At 55.7% G+C, this 14,651-nt stretch carries 12 protein-coding genes and 1 pseudogene; all 13 read right to left on the reverse strand.

Features of this window, described 5'->3' with window-relative positions:
* A pseudogene (locus tag EPO09_RS20840) lies at window positions 1-1,424 on the reverse strand (hypothetical protein); the annotation flags it as partial.
* 472 nt (window positions 1,425-1,896) lie between these two features.
* On the reverse strand, window positions 1,897-2,979 hold the full coding sequence (locus EPO09_RS20845) for an acyltransferase (RefSeq protein ID WP_290646286.1): 1,083 nt from the start codon (window positions 2,977-2,979) through the stop codon (window positions 1,897-1,899).
* Window positions 2,976-4,055, reverse strand: a complete 1,080-nt coding sequence (locus EPO09_RS20850; protein WP_290646288.1) for an acyltransferase — start codon at window positions 4,053-4,055, stop codon at window positions 2,976-2,978. Before EPO09_RS20850 ends, EPO09_RS20845 begins: the two co-directional genes overlap by 4 nt.
* Window positions 4,039-5,292 (reverse strand): hypothetical protein, encoded by a 1,254-nt coding sequence (locus EPO09_RS20855; protein WP_290646290.1) that lies wholly within the window; start codon window positions 5,290-5,292, stop codon window positions 4,039-4,041. The genes EPO09_RS20850 and EPO09_RS20855 overlap by 17 nt, the downstream gene beginning before the upstream one ends.
* 106 nt (window positions 5,293-5,398) lie before the next feature.
* Entirely contained in the window at window positions 5,399-5,605 is a 207-nt protein-coding gene (locus tag EPO09_RS20860; protein ID WP_290646292.1) for a hypothetical protein, read from the reverse strand.
* Between the two features lie 126 nt (window positions 5,606-5,731).
* On the reverse strand, window positions 5,732-6,997 hold the full coding sequence (locus EPO09_RS20865; protein WP_290646294.1) for a glycosyltransferase family 4 protein: 1,266 nt from the start codon (window positions 6,995-6,997) through the stop codon (window positions 5,732-5,734).
* An 18-nt stretch (window positions 6,998-7,015) separates the two neighbouring features.
* Window positions 7,016-8,218 carry a glycosyltransferase family 4 protein gene (locus EPO09_RS20870; protein ID WP_290646296.1) on the reverse strand — a complete coding sequence of 401 codons (1,203 nt, stop codon included), beginning with the start codon at window positions 8,216-8,218 and terminating at the stop codon, window positions 7,016-7,018.
* 139 nt (window positions 8,219-8,357) lie between these two features.
* Window positions 8,358-9,230 (reverse strand): polysaccharide biosynthesis tyrosine autokinase, encoded by an 873-nt coding sequence (locus tag EPO09_RS20875; protein ID WP_290646298.1) that lies wholly within the window; start codon window positions 9,228-9,230, stop codon window positions 8,358-8,360.
* A gap of 11 nt (window positions 9,231-9,241) precedes the next feature.
* Window positions 9,242-10,708 (reverse strand): chain length determinant protein EpsF, encoded by a 1,467-nt coding sequence (gene epsF, locus EPO09_RS20880; protein WP_290646300.1) that lies wholly within the window; start codon window positions 10,706-10,708, stop codon window positions 9,242-9,244.
* A gap of 293 nt (window positions 10,709-11,001) precedes the next feature.
* Window positions 11,002-11,697, reverse strand: a complete 696-nt coding sequence (locus EPO09_RS20885) for an exosortase C-terminal domain/associated protein EpsI (RefSeq protein ID WP_290646302.1) — start codon at window positions 11,695-11,697, stop codon at window positions 11,002-11,004.
* A complete protein-coding gene (gene xrtB / locus EPO09_RS20890) occupies window positions 11,694-12,575 on the reverse strand; it encodes an exosortase B (protein WP_290646304.1) in 882 nt (293 codons plus the stop codon). Before xrtB ends, EPO09_RS20885 begins: the two co-directional genes overlap by 4 nt.
* A 43-nt stretch (window positions 12,576-12,618) precedes the next feature.
* A complete protein-coding gene (locus tag EPO09_RS20895) occupies window positions 12,619-13,551 on the reverse strand; it encodes a GDP-L-fucose synthase (protein ID WP_290646306.1) in 933 nt (310 codons plus the stop codon).
* Between the two features lie 163 nt (window positions 13,552-13,714).
* Window positions 13,715-14,527 (reverse strand): WecB/TagA/CpsF family glycosyltransferase, encoded by an 813-nt coding sequence (locus EPO09_RS20900; protein WP_290646308.1) that lies wholly within the window; start codon window positions 14,525-14,527, stop codon window positions 13,715-13,717.
* Window positions 14,528-14,651 lie beyond the last annotated feature (124 nt).

The raw sequence follows: 14,651 nt of genomic DNA on the forward strand, positions 1-14,651 counted from the left end.
AGCAAATTGCCGTAGTCAACCGGGTTGGGATTGGGCCAGAACGGTTGCCAGTTTGGCTCGTTCCAGATTTCAAAGCCCACCACGTTGCGGCCCTTGAACGTCAGGGCAGCACGCCGGGCAAATTCCGCATAGGCAGCTTGGTTGGCTGTTGTGACCGGCGGGGTGGTGGAGCCGCCGTGGTCCTTGTGGCCATAGTCCAGGATCCATAGGATCTTGACGTTGCGCTTGGCCAGTTCGGTGGCGATGTTGCTGTAGTACGTGAAGTCCCACTTGCCATTGATTTCAACGGCTTCCCACTGCAGATCCATGCGGACCAGGGTCAGGCCGGCTGCGACGGCTTTGTCCAGCGCCGCATAGCCGTAGCGAGCGCGCCAAACCACCCCCATGCGGCCCAGATAGCTGCTGGGGTAGGTGATGCTCGACAGCGGTGCGTTGGCCTTCAAGTCAAACGCCGTTTCGGGCGACTTCAGGTAGGCAACGTTGTCAACTTCCAGATCGCCGGGCGGCGTGGCAAGCGCTACATTGCCTGCCAGCACCGCAGTTTGCTTGATCGGCAAGTGCAGCACGCCATCAGCTGCGCCGCCCCAGAATGAAGCGGAATTGCTGACAGGCACTTGCACGCGCTGCCAATTTGCGCCGTTTGCATTTTCAAGTGAGCGCGCCGTCAAGCCTTTGAATTGCAGCGTCTGACCCGTGCTGTCAACCACGCGCAGCGTTGGCGATGCGGTTGCCTGCAGGTTTCGCACATCGAAGGCAATGGTGGGCACGTCGGTTGAATCGAAGGTCAAGGTCGAAGGGACCTTGGGCAAATTCATCGACACATATTTGCCGCATTGGCGGCCGGCCGTTGCCGTCCAGTAAGCGCCACCGCAACTGAAGTTGTAGGTCAGCTTGCCCGCTTTGCCGGAGATGCCTGTGGATTCGCTCAGGCTCCCCGTCGCACCGGGGAATTCCGCGCCGTTGTAGAAGGTCCAGTTGCTGACGGCATCCGTGCCTGCCAGATCAAAGCCGGCAACCAACTGGCTGCTGACCTGTGACCAGTACGGGCCGGGGTCAATCGTGGGGGTGCTGCTGACTTGCACAGCCTGCGCTGTTGCCACAGAGGCAAGCGAATCGGCTACAGGCGCGCTGCTGCCCGTGTCGGGTGCGGAGGCGCTGCCTTGCACAGCGGCTGGATCGACCAGGACGCTGTTGGCAGCGGCATCACTTGAACCTGGAGCAGAGCCCGTCGAGCCGGTATAGCCAGTGGTGTCGTCTGCGGTGGATGAGTTTGGGGGCGTGACAGCCGTTTGCGCCTCGGCTTGCGACAGGCTGCCGTTGCCGGAAGACGTGGCCCCGGGATCGCTCCCGCCACCGCCGCCACCGCCACCGCCACAAGCGGCCACAAGGCCTGCCGCCATCAAGGCAGCCACGAGCGATGTCACCTGCTGTGCGCGAATGGCAGTTGGCAGCCAGGAGTCAGTCTGTGTCGTGGTTGGATGGGTACTACAGCTCGGGCGAATCATGTGGGGGGCCTGAAGGTGTTAGGTCTCGATGCTGTCAGGTTACGGATTTTGCATGCATTTCACGAATGCATAAGTCACGCTTGCCCTAGTCGATACAAACCGATACAACGAAGTAGCTTTGATGACGATTGTTGAAGCTGCTGCGTCATTTTGGCTGGGGGCGAGTTGTTCTTTCGCCTGAAACGATCCGGCATGAATCCACCGTGCGTTGTTTGTGATCCCCGATAGAGGGTATTTACCTGCTCGATTCAAGTCGGGGAAGAGTACTCAGCAGGTGACGCCCCTCGGCTTGAGATAGGGTTTGCGCAGAATCTGCTTTTCTCTTTCGAGGCTGGAGACCTAGACCGTATGGCGTTACATTGCCGCTGAGTCAGTTCGCGATTAATAAGGATTATCTGCCGCCTGTTATCAAGCTAGTGAATTTTGGCAGTGCACGATTAAGTCCCTTGTACATGAAGGTCAGAAGGACGATAAGTACGGCTGGTATGAAAAAGTACAGCACCGCAACTGTAAGGTGGTTGGGCGTGCCAAGCGTTTTAAGTGCAATTTTCCTGAATAATCCAATCGCTGGATCGTGAGCGGCATATACAAAAAAGCTAGCGGGCGCCAATTGAATCAGTTTTGTTCGAATTGATTCGCTTTTACACGCAAGGCCGCTTGCATATAGGGCAAGTGGAATGCCAAGTGCAATGCCTAGGTTGTGTATAAATCGACCTTGAAGGTCATGTTCGCCAATGGTCGTGCTGACACCGAGTGTCAGAAGATAGGCCCCCGCCCAAAATGGTGCATGCATATCCAATGCAAAAAGACTTTTCTGCCTGAGTGCTACCCAGCATCCAACAGAGAAGAAGAGGATGCCATCCAGTGATAGTGTTGTTTGGGGCCAGAAATCAAAAAGCCAGAAGCAGAATATTGCGGCAATAAAATACCCGCCTGCTTTCTTGACGATGAAGTAGATTGCCGGGCTTGCTATGCATAAAACAATCAAGTCTCGAATGAACCAAAAGTGATATGCAATGGGTTTTCGCTGCAATCCCAATATTGCATCTAAGTATTCATATGGCGTGAATTCCAGAGGTGACTTGAATCGTCCAGAGAACAACTGGCTTCCAGATGAACTAAGTTGTACGGCGATAGTAAACGCCAGGACAAGGGTATTCCAGAAAACGAATGGAACAAAAAGGGTTTTGATTCTCTTTTTTATCTCAATCAGATAGCTTTGCTGGTTGGGCTTGAATCCAAGAAAGAGGAAGTAGCCTGAGATGATGAAGAAAATAGGGACGGCCAGGCGCGCAATCCCTTGTGCCATCAAGTGGATGGAGAAATAAGCGAAGGCTTCTTGCCACGCGGTGCCCGTTGCAACGTTTTTGGTATTTGTGAAAACGTCATAGTTATGAATGTATACAACGCCAACTATCAGTGGAAAGCGGATGGCAGATAGGCGGTCTGAATCGGATTTTGAGATTTGTTTCATCTTGCCGGTCGCACATTGAATTCCAGTGACCAAATTGAGTTCAATTTTCTGGTCAATGGCATTTCGATAGCTCTGTAAATGAAGTTGCTGATAACGGCTGCCCCTAGGGTCAGCATCGCCACAAAAGCTGTGGAATTTCCGTTGATGCCAGTTTTCTTGATGAAAATATCCAGGCCTGAAAATATCAGGCCGTGAAAAATATATATTGAATACGAGGGGTCGCCTGCAAATTTATTGAATTTGTCGCTAAATAGTGCTATTTGGCGTTCAAGGCAAATCGCTGCGTAAAAAATGAGTGCGGCCGGCATTCCCCAGTAAATGGTTCTCGTTGCATCGCGAACTTTCGATAGTTCGGGGGCGAGTTGAAGGAATACCATCGCGACTGCGCATGATGAAGCGGCAGTAATCAGCGCAAGTGCGGAACCTTTTGGGCGTCTAAGAGTGTAGACAATGCAGCCCAAACTGAATTCCATATTAATGGGGGATGTAATGAGTTCTATCCACGGTTGTCGAGTGTCAGTAATTAAAATGCATCCGAGAATTGTGATGGCGGCAACCAGTGCCGGAGTGGCATATTTTAATTTCTGCCTTATATTGAACGCAAGAAGCGTGGAGAGGACAGCGTAAAAGAAGAATTCATGGTACAGGGTCCATCCCTGGCTTAATATAGGGCTGATCGTGGATTTGCCCGCCCCCCGGTCTATCGGAAGGAAGAGCATGGATCTCGCAAACATTTCAAATGTTGCGGAAAATGCCTTGAACTTCTCTGGTTGGATGGCATAAATGGTGTAGAGGAATACAGTTCCGATCCAGTAGATGGGGGCAATTCGAATCAATCTTCTAGCAAGAAAGTCGATTGTTAGGTGCGAAGCGGATTGGGGGGATGTGATAATTTTTTCGAGAGCCAGCAGCATGACGTATCCGCTGATGACAAAAAACAAATCAACACCGAACGCACCGAACAAAAACGTATTTGCCATGTCGGCGTGTCCGTGAGTCCTTGCATATTCACATGCGTGATAAATGACGACGAGTAGCGCCGCTACGCCACGAAGGGATCTAATTGACTGCAGCATGGTGGTTTTTCGTGGTTTCTTGCTGTGGCCAGGTGATCAGTACACCAAAGATGATGGAAAAGAAGACGTCTTCGAACATCACGGATGTCAGGCCGTAGCCAACCATAATGATGGTAGTGGCGATCATGGGGCGAGCTACGGCCTTGCTTTCTTCCGGGGATTTGAATATGTGGCGTACTGCGTAATAGAAATAATATATAGACACTGCGCCGAATACGCTGTACGCATACCAGAATATGTTGTCGATCGGGATGAACTGGTTGGTGTTGTTTGCCCCCATTTTGATGGCAATTCCTACGCCACCCAACCCCTTCCCCAGAAGGTAGCCATAGTTCTTTTCAAGCTGATTGAAGGTTTGAGGCCAAGACTCAGTGATGCGATCCCAAAACGAAGATAACAGCGGCGGAGCCTTTCTGATTTCAGAGGGATTTCCACCGTATAAGGCCGACGTGACTGGAATAAGGATGCTCAAGATCACGAGCACAAACACAATCTTCAGGCCTAGGCGCTGAGACTCAGGTGAATCATTGAATATGATCAACCAGAGGCCGCAAAGCGCGTAAGCGGCTACCATGCCTTTGCTGGTTGTCATATATATGGTGATGAGTCCAAATATATATGCAACGAGACGAATGGCGCGTAATTTTGTTACGGCCATCAATAAGCCGCCTGACAATCCAATTGCCATTGCTGCTGAGTATGATGCACGGCTGAATCCGGGTAGCCTGCGCTCGCCGTCCGCCCACCATACCTTTGTTGTTTGAATGGATCCGAAGGCTGACTCAAAGGCTTCGCCTTCCCAAGGGAATATCCCGTAAAGGCGATTTAATAAAACCCCGGCTACGCTAAATACAAATATTATTTTGAATAAGGTTAGCAGCTGATCTTTGTGGTGTGTGAGGTATTCTGATACGGCCATCCCATATAGTACGGCCATGAAGACTTTTATCGAGAATAGGACAGACCCAAGGGGGACGGAGATCCATAGGGATAGCACGGCATGCATTAATAGCGCATAAAACGCTATAACAACCGGTTTAAGTAGATTGCCTCTGCTGGTCGCTTTTGAGGCGATGTAGTACAGAACTGTAAGTAGAGCAAGCAAGTCGCGCGCGTAGACGAGTGTTTCGAGATGCGCTGCGCTAAGGATGAATCGAAATGGCCCCTCGAATGCGAGGCTCATCAGGTAGTACGCAAAGCATCCAAAGATCAGTGGATGTTTTTCTACCTTGGGCATGGACGCTTGGTGCCGGCCTCTCGGGATAGATCGTATTTTCCTGTTCATGGCCTAGGCTCGGTCATTGATCTTGGGTATACCGGGTGGGTGCTACGTGACATTTGAATCATGATTCCTGATCTTTCTTGTTATCTCTTAGCACTTCACTGTAGAGCGATATGTGGTCACTGAACAGCCGTTCTTCACTCAGAACCGGCACACCCATGGTGTCCGCAAGCCTGGTGCGCAGGCCCGGCTCCTCGACCATGCGAACATGGCTTTTGGTTAGCCATCCGCTTTTTACGTGTGCGTCAGAAACGAGATGTTCCACCATGGGGCTTCAGGTTCGAGTGAGGCATTCATCAGGCAACGCAGTCAAGACGCTCTTGCTCGTCTGAATTCTGCAAACCATGCATGGGAATGTAGGTACCTTGATTCTTGTGTTGACGTTCATCCAAATTTATCCACCCGGGTGAAGCAATTCGTCGGGGCTGTGGCGCGCTGCGTTATTCAGCGTTAGATCGATGACGTGCTCGTAATCCTGAAGCATGCGCGCCTCGTTCAACATGGGGCTGACGGTCGCGCGAATATTTCTTAATCGCATAGCGTCTGGTGCCTTTGCCAGGTGGATGGCCATCGCCAGCGTATGAGCCAATGATTCTGGATTGTCGGGATTGAACAGCAGCCCGTTGACCTTGTCGACGATGATCTCGGCCATACCGCCCCGGCCACTTCCGATCACAGGTACATTCTGGCTGATGGCTTCATAAACAACGCCCGGGAATGGGTCGTGCCAGATAGAAGGCACCACGCAGTAGTCTATTTTCTTGAAGAAATCTATGGCATTGACCTTGCCAAGAAACTCAATCAAGGGTGTTGAGGCCAGTGTGCGCAATTCCTCGACGTAATCTGATTTACCGCCGCCTGCAATCAAAAGCTTGCAGTTCTGATGGATGCCAATCAGCTTCTTGAATGCCAGAATTAACTCCCTGACACCCTTGACTTCAGTTAGCGAACCGATGAAGCCAAATACGATTTGATCTTGGGGTGCGGTACGAGTGGGGGGCTCTGGCTCGGGTAAGGGGCGAGCGTTGTAGATGGCTTGTTTGACAGGGCTTTTTGCAAATAAACCATGTGCAAGGTGGGTGTCCAAAATGGACAGGCTGGCACCCACCACAGAGGTCACCAAGTTGGAGGCACTTTTGTGCGGTAGCCGGAAGGCTCGGCAATTGGTGCATTGTTTCTGGCACGGATGGCCCTCTTTGAAAAGAGTGGCTCTAGGGCAAATCAAATAGTAGTCGTGCAGAACCTGGATGATCGGGATATGGAGTGCACGCGCTTCTCGCCACAGACTGATGCTGAAACCTGGCAGGTTGTTTGAAATCAGCACGTCAGGGCGAATGGCCTTCAATTTGTCTCTAATTGGGCCAGCCATCAGTGGGTTGACGCAATCTATGGCATGCCATGCCGCCTTGAGCAAGGGGTTGGGCTGCTCGGTGGTATGGGGCCAGTATAGATTGCGCAACTTCAGGCGGTGAACGGGTAGGCCTTCTACTTCGTCAACACGGTCAGCTTCGCCTGCATGCGTGGTCAGCACCTGGACGTCATGGCCGCGCGCCTTCATGCCCTCAGCCATGGTCTTGACCATGATCTCTGCTCCCCCGCCAATGTCTGGGGAGTACATCGCATTGGCGTAGAGAAGTTTCAACTTTCTCGAACTGATCATGATCCCTGGTCTTTCTTGTTATCTTCTTAGTACTTCACCGTAGAGCGACATGTAGTCGCTGAACAGCCGTTCTTCGCTCAGAAACGGCGCAGCCGATGGCACTGTATTGGCTGCAAGCCTGGTGTGCAGGCCCGGCTCGTTGACCACGCGAATCATGGCTTGAAGCAAGCCATCTGCCTGATCGGGGTTGTACAGCAAGCCATTGTTCGCATCGCTCACCATTTCCGGGATGCCTCCGCGTTGCGTGCCGATCACGGGTACGCCATGCGCGAGCGCCTGGAATGTGACGCCGGGCAATGGGTCATCCCAGACAGATGCCACGATGGTGGCGTCTGAACGCAAGAAAAGTGCCTCGGGCGCGGAATGCCCGATGAACTCGATGTCGGGGCTGGAAAAATCTGACTTCAACTGCCTGACATAGCTTTCGGGGCCTGATCCCGCCACAACCATGCGCAATGGCCTTCGGGTCTGACTTTGCGCTTGTTGGAAGGCCCTCAGCATCTGAGGAATGCCTTTCACTTCGGTCAAAGATCCGATGTAGCCGAACGTGAAGGGGCCTTCTTCCGATGTTTGGCGGGTGGCCTTGGCTTGAATGGCCTCGGCGTTGTAGATCACGCGCTGGATGGGCACATCCGTGTACATGCCGAACTGCAGGTGCTTGTCGAGCACGGCCTTGCTGCAGCCTACGACGGCCGATAGCCGGCCTGACAGGCGTGCATGGGGCAGGCGGAACACGCTGCAGGATTGGCAGATGGTTTCACAGTTGTGCCCGTCGCGGTACATGGTGGTGCGCGGGCAGATGGTGTAGTAGTCCCGCAATACCTGGATCACCGGGATGCCCAGGCTGTGCGCGGCAGACCAGGCGCTGACAGACAGGCCGGGCAGGTTCTGGCTACTGATCACGTCAGGGCGGATGTCCTGCATGAGCTTGCGTGCTTGCTGGAAGCTCAGCATGTTGTAGCTGTCCAGGCCGTGCCACATCATCCGCTTCCAGCTCGAAGGTTGGTCGGCTTGTTTCGCCCAGTACACGTTGTTGGGTGGCAGGCGGTAGATCCTGGCGCCATCCACGTCATCTTGCTTGATGCCAGGGCCGGCGTGGGTGGTGAGCACGCTCACCTCATGGCCGGCTTTGACGTGCAGGTCTGCAAGCCTTTTGACGGAGCGTTCGGCGCCACCTGCCAGATCGGGCCAGTAGAAACAGTTGAGGAACAGAATCTTCATGTTTTGCAGGCAGGGTTCAAGGTACTGCTAGTGAGCCAGCGAGTGCAATCGGGCGATTCAATGGGCGCGTCAGAAACGAGATTGGCGGACATGTGCCCGCCAAACCAGTTTGGGCCCTACATGGGCTTGTGTGTCAGGTTCAGTGTTCGTTGACGATCACGCCAGCGAATTTGGTGGGGCTGTTTTCAATCCGACCGATCATTTTGTCTAGCGCGGGCTTGCGTGTTTCGCCTGTACGCACGATGGTGATCGTGGCGCCGGCGCGCGAGGCGGCAATCAGCCCGTCTGAGCCATGCGAGATCGCGGGGGTGTCCACGATCACATAGTCAAACTTGGCGGACAGCTCTTTGAGCAGCATGCCGAACAGGGGGCGCTCCAGCAGTTCGATGGGGTTGGGTGGCGTCACGCCGACAGGCAGGATGTACAGCGATGGCAGGGCTGGGCAGGGGCGGATCACATTGGGTTCGGCGCGCCCGGAAAGGATGCCCGATAGACCGGCCGTGTTCTCGATGCGAAACAACTGGTGCTGCACGGGGGTGCGCATGTCGGCATCGACCAGCAAGGTGCGTACGCCCAGTTGGGCAAACACGATGGCCAGATTGGCGGCGAAGTAGGATTTGCCGTCGCCCACATCGGGGCTGGTCACCGCCAGCGTGGCGGGGATGTCGCCAGTGAAGGTGTTGCTGATCAACTGGCTGCGGATGTCGCGAAAGAACTCGGCTTCTTCAGAGAACGGGGCCGTGGCGGTGATCAGCTCTGGCGCGAGCGGCTGGGTGGTATCGCCCTGTGGATAGGGGTAGCTGAATTGCTGCGACAAGGCCCAGATGACTTCGTCGCGTTTGAGAATGCCCAGGGCCACGGCGGCCTCACCGAAGCGGACCTTCTTGCGCTGTTGGTAGTCCAGGATGGACTGCACTTGTTCGGCCGACAGGTTGTGGGCCGAGCGCAGGATGTCACCGATCGATTGGTCGTTGTTGGTGGACGGGTTGTTGTTAGCGCTGTTGCCAGACATGGGTGGGTGCCTTATTTGGAGGGCAGGGCTGGGCGACTGGTTTTGGCAGCGGATGCGAGCAAGCGGTTGGCCACGGCGTCATCGCTGGAGGCTTTGCGGGGAAGCCAGCGGCGCGGCTTGGTATTGGCGCTGGCATCCGGCATGGCGCCCAGCAGGGTCAGTTGCATGTCGTGGGTGATGTCTTGCAGCGTGCGGATGCGTGGGTCGCCACGCTCTTTGAGCACCGCACCGCCGCAACCGAGCATGGAGCCCAGCACGATGGCTGCCAGCACGTTCACCACAGGCATGGGTGAGGAGGGCTTGTCCGGCTCGACGGCTGGGGTCAGCAGGCTGACGTTGGTCTGGTTGGCCTGGGAGGTGAGGTTGGCTTGGCTGAGGCGAGCCTGGATGGCATCGTAGGCGCGTTGCGCTGCTTCCACGTCTTTCGTGAGGATGGAGGCGGTGTCGCGGTCTTGCTTGATGCGCAGCAGCTTTTGGCGCTGGGCCTCGTAGGCGGTGGCGATTTCGCCTTCACGGGCCTTGTTGATGACGTTGGTGACGCGGGTGCTGCCTGACACGCGGGCCACTTCCTGGTCGATCTTGTGTCGGGTTTCGCTGATGTTGGCGCGCAGTTGCTTCAAATCCGGGTGGGCATCACCCAGCTTGGCGCTCAGCTCGTTGAGGCGTGCTTCCTGGCGAGACAGGTCGGTTTTGAGTGCGGCGATCACCGGATTGGTCAGCACGTCTTGCAGTTGATCCGAGTTCTTACTGGCAGCGTATTGACGGCTGTTCGATTCAGCTGAATAGCCCTGGGCCTGCACCAGGTTGGCGGCCAGGTTGTTGAGCCGGCCGTTTTCGACGTCCAGGCGTTCGTCGGAGACCACCATGCCGTGTTCCCGTTCGAAATCCGACAGGCGGGCTTGAGCCACTTCAACTTGTTGCTTCAGTTCTTTGGCTCGCGCATCGAAGAAGCTGTTGTATTGCTTGGCCGGCGCGGTTTTGAGGTCAACGCTGGTCTGGATGTAGACACTGGCGAATGTGTTGGCCATCACTTCGGAGAATTTGGGGTCTGCCGAGCTGTAGTTGATGTTGACGACGTTGGAGTCCTTGGAGGGGCGAACGTCCAGCTTGCGTTGGATGGTCTTGGCCGCCCAGGCTTCGAAGTTGCCATGGCCTTCGGTGTCGTCCTGCCATTGTTCCTGCAGCGCAGTGTTCTGATCCAGCTTCAGCAGTCGAACCACGCGGCGGGCTACTTGCTCGCTGTTGATGATGTCGATCTGGGTGGACATGTAGCTGGTGCCCATGGCCATGTTCACGGGGGGCGCAAAGCCTTCAACCGGATCCATGCTGGTCATGTTGATCAGCACGGAGGCCGTGGCCGTGTACTTTTTGGGCAGGAAGAGGTTGATTGCGATCGCCAGTGCCAGCAATGCACCAATCCAGATCGCAATGGTTCGCCAGCGCGCCTTCAATATCTCGATGAACTGGTTGTACGTCATAAGCTCGGGATAGGGTCTTCTGTGAAGGTTTATCGGCTTTTCAGTGGCCGATCTGGCGTGAATATTCACCTCGGATCCAGCTTTGTGACATTTGTTCCATTTTCAGGAAATGCAGCAGCCGTCCATCATGAACTGTGGGCGATCGTATCCTACATCCAGAGGGTTGGCGCCCACCTGGGCTCGGGCGTAGATGTGACCAAGTTCACGTTCGTTTGCAATAGAACGGTGCAATTTCCGTGCGCGCTGATATTCGAGCCGCCAATACATGGCACGTGGGTATCACGTGGTATTTATCAGCGCACCAACAGTTCGCGTGTGCGGGGTTCGGTCTGGGCGACCAATTGCTGGGCGAAATTTTCCTGGCGCTTGTAGATGGTGTCCAACTGGCTTTGATCTGCTGCGCGTTGTGAAACGCGCACCAGCACGCCGTCGGGAATGCGGCCGGCCATGCCTTCGGTGAAGATGTGCTTGCGCGTTTGCCAGGCGCTGTCGCTGTAGACGCTGCCGATGCGGATCCAGTAGCTCACGACTTCAAACTGGCCATTGTGGTCGCGGGTGAGCATGCGTTTGCCAATGACGTTGGTGCCATTGGTGCTGCGGATGGGGAATGTGGTGTCGGTCAGATCCAGAACTTGCAGGCCCTGGGCTGGATAGCACAGCTCCGGGCGGTGGATCTTGATTTCCTGGCGCTGCCTTTCGCCCCAGGCAACAGCCAGGTTGACGACATGGCCCTGGTCATCGGTGTAGCTGCGCATGACCGACTGGTTGTAGGGCTGGTCCATGCTGGTGTCGGTGCTCAGGGCCACTTGCACCGTCGCCGTCTCGATCAGCTTCCATTCGCCAATCGTTTTGGGCAGGGTTGTTTCAAGAAGAGGCACATCACCCATGCCGTGCAAGGTCGGGGTGAGCAAGCGGGCGCCCACAGCCGCAGCGAGCAGCGTCAACCCGATGATGAGCCCCTTGGCGCTGAAAGAAAACCTGCTTGTCATGAACCTTGCACCCTGGGCGAAGCGGGTCTGTCACGCACGATGAGGCCGAGGAGCGAATCTGTGCCAATGGTCAATGCCGTGGCAACCATGAACAGCAGTATCCCGGCAAAGTTGTGGATGAATCCCTGGCCGGCTTCATCCCCGAAGTAGTAGGTGACGAGCACGAGCACGATCACGCGGGTCACGTTAGAGACAAACGAGATGGGGATGATGAGTGTGGCCAGCAGAATGTTGCGCATCTTGTTGGTATGTTGCACCACGCTCATGTAGAAAACGCCGATCGCTTCCAGTGCAAAGATGGAGTTCAGGCCCGCGCAGGCATCTGCCACGAGCAGCCGGTAGGGGCCGATGGACAGGGTGACGCCCGAGCGCCCGATCGGGTAGTTCAGGTGATAGAGGATGGCCTCTGCCGCGTACGAGACGGCCATTTTGAGCGGGCCCGTGACCTTGTCGACGATCGAGCCGGGGATGGGCACCAGAAAGAGCATGAAGAACAGTGGGAACCACATGGCCTTGAGGCCCGCGCCACCACGGTAGATCAGGCAGATGCCGCTCAGCACAAAGATCTGTGAGAGCGTGTCGAGCGAGAGAATGTCTTGCGAGTGACCAACGATGTAGAGCGCCAGGCCCAGTGCCAGCGACACCCCGCCAGCAACAGGTGACGATCGATCTGGCAAAGCCCAGAAGCCCGTCCAGCGCTGCCAGGCCAGCCAGATCGTGAGCGCCAGCATCACGGGGCCGTGACCTTGCCCCACGATGTTCCAGATGGTCTTGTCCAGCAGGATGTACGTGGGGATGTACATCAACAGCAGGCCGCCCAGGATGATGCCTAGATCAGGATAGCCAGGGGCCTGTGTCGGTTGGGTTTCGCTGCTCATCTACCTGTTTTTGTGCGCGCGGTGGTGGCGGTCTTGCTTGCCGTCAGTTGGCGTGACGAGTCAGAAAGTCCTTGTAGGCCAGGGCAATGCCATCTGTCAACGATGTGCGCGCTTGCCAGCCCAATGCGGTCAGTCGGCTGACGTTCATGAGTTTGCGTGGCGTGCCGTCAGGCTTGCTGCTGTCAAAGGTGAGTTGGCCGTTGAAGCCGACGACCTTCAGAACGGTTTCCGCCAATTCACGGATGGTGACGTCAGTACCGGTGCCGATGTTGACGAGCGGGCCGTCATAGCCCTTTTCCATCAGGTACACACAGGCATCAGCCAGGTCGTCTGCATAAAGAAACTCGCGCATGGGCGTGCCCGTGCCCCAGACCACCAGAGCCTCGTCGCCGCGTTGCTTGGCCTCGTGGGCCTTGCGGATCAGCGCAGGCAGCACGTGGCTGTTGTTGAGGTCGTAGTTGTCGTTGGGGCCGTACAGATTGGTCGGCATCACGCTGACGTACTGGCGCTGGTATTGGCTGTTGTAGGCCTCGCAGAGCTTGATGCCGGCGATTTTGGCGATGGCGTAGGGTTCGTTGGTGGGTTCCAGCAGGCCAGTCAGCAAGGCATCTTCGCTCATGGGCTGCGGGGCCATCTTGGGGTAGATGCAGCTGGAGCCAAGGAACATGAGTTTCTGGACGCCTGCAACGTGGGCACCATGAATCAAGTTGGCTTCGATCATCAGATTTTGATAGATGAAATCGGCCCGGTAAATGTTATTGGCTTGAATGCCGCCAACTTTGGCTGCAGCTATATAGATGTAGTCCGGTTTTTCCGATTGCAGAAAATCAAGCACGGCTTGCTGGTTGAGCAAATCCAGCTCGCTACGGCTGCGGGTGATGACCTGGGTATAGCCATTGGCTTGCAAGCGCCGAACGATGGCGGAGCCCACCATGCCGCGGTGTCCTGCCACGAAGATTTTGGAGTTCTTGTCCATTGTCTGGATGGGTGTTGGTGTGTGACTTTGAGTGGGCTCTTTGCGCCCAGTGTATCGGGCGCCCGTGAATGTCTGGTGTCCGTGTAAGGCGGGCCACACTCAAAGAGGGGGAGGCAATGAAAAACGCCGCTATGCAGCGGCGCTTGATTCCGTGTGGTGGCGTTTACCGTGGGTCGCCCTGGCGTTGCGGCGGGCTTCCCAGCAGCATGTTCTTGGCGGTGCGGTAGATGAAGACGCTGTTGGTTTGCGCGTAGCGCTTGAGCAGGCGCTTGGGTTCGGCGCACAGACGGTGGAACCATTCCAGGCCCATCTTCTGCATCCAGGTTGGTGCACGCTGAATGGTGCCTGCATGATAGTCAAACGCGGCACCGACACCCAGCATCACGGCGTGGATTCGCCCGCGGTGAGCTGCCATCCATGCCTCTTGCTTGGGGCAACCCAGGCCGACGAATACCACATTGGCGCCAGACTTGTTGATCTGGTCCACGTAGGCTTGGTCTTCTTCTGCGCTCAGCTCGCGGTAAGGGGGGGACTCCATGCCTGCAATGCGCAGCTTGGGGAAGCTCTTCTTGATGCGGGCCTGCAGTTTGGCGAGGGTTTCGTCGGTGCTGCCGTAGAAAAACACGCTCTGGCCAATTTTCTCGGCCACAGCCAGGTAGCGCCAGGTCAGGTCTGGGCCATTGATGCGGGTTTGCTGAGGGAATCCTTCGCGGCGCAGGGACCATGCGACCGGAGCGCCGTCAGGCAGTGCCAGATCAGCCTGGTTGATGACCTTGTTGAAGTCAGCGCACTGGCTGGCGGTCACGACAGAATGCACATTGCACAGCGTGACATAGCGAGATTGGTGTTGTGAGGCCCAGGATGCAATGCGCGACACAACTTCATCCCAGCCGATGGCGTCGATGTGGGTGTCCAGGACATAGGCCCCTTTGCGCATGAAGTTCTTGCCTGACTTGTTATGGAGTCGAGACAGCATCCGCTCGTGCTCTACGAACGACAGCGATGGGTAACCAAAATTGGGATCTGGGTGTCTCATTAACTTCCCCTCTGGGGGTATCGGGATGGTGTCAAAGGCCTGGATCTCTCCTGCCTCTTCCCTG

The sequence above is a fragment of the Aquabacterium sp. genome (assembly GCF_004297345.1).
Taxonomy (GTDB): domain Bacteria; phylum Pseudomonadota; class Gammaproteobacteria; order Burkholderiales; family Burkholderiaceae_C; genus Aquabacterium.

Bases quoted from the DNA above. Each gene is read 5' to 3' on its own strand.
- EPO09_RS20875 (WP_290646298.1), bottom strand. From the start codon at position 9,230: ATGTCTGGCAACAGCGCTAACAACAACCCGTCCACCAACAACGACCAA.
- EPO09_RS20895 (WP_290646306.1), bottom strand. From the start codon at position 13,551: ATGGACAAGAACTCCAAAATCTTCGTGGCAGGACACCGCGGCATGGTG.
- xrtB (WP_290646304.1), bottom strand. From the start codon at position 12,575: ATGAGCAGCGAAACCCAACCGACACAGGCCCCTGGCTATCCTGATCTA.
- EPO09_RS20900 (WP_290646308.1), bottom strand. From the start codon at position 14,527: ATGCTGTCTCGACTCCATAACAAGTCAGGCAAGAACTTCATGCGCAAA.
- EPO09_RS20885 (WP_290646302.1), bottom strand. From the start codon at position 11,697: ATGACAAGCAGGTTTTCTTTCAGCGCCAAGGGGCTCATCATCGGGTTG.
- EPO09_RS20855 (WP_290646290.1), bottom strand. From the start codon at position 5,292: ATGCCCAAGGTAGAAAAACATCCACTGATCTTTGGATGCTTTGCGTAC.
- EPO09_RS20850 (WP_290646288.1), bottom strand. From the start codon at position 4,055: ATGCTGCAGTCAATTAGATCCCTTCGTGGCGTAGCGGCGCTACTCGTC.
- EPO09_RS20870 (WP_290646296.1), bottom strand. From the start codon at position 8,218: ATGAAGATTCTGTTCCTCAACTGTTTCTACTGGCCCGATCTGGCAGGT.
- epsF (WP_290646300.1), bottom strand. From the start codon at position 10,708: ATGACGTACAACCAGTTCATCGAGATATTGAAGGCGCGCTGGCGAACC.
- EPO09_RS20845 (WP_290646286.1), bottom strand. From the start codon at position 2,979: ATGAAACAAATCTCAAAATCCGATTCAGACCGCCTATCTGCCATCCGC.
- EPO09_RS20865 (WP_290646294.1), bottom strand. From the start codon at position 6,997: ATGATCAGTTCGAGAAAGTTGAAACTTCTCTACGCCAATGCGATGTAC.
- EPO09_RS20860 (WP_290646292.1), bottom strand. From the start codon at position 5,605: ATGGTGGAACATCTCGTTTCTGACGCACACGTAAAAAGCGGATGGCTA.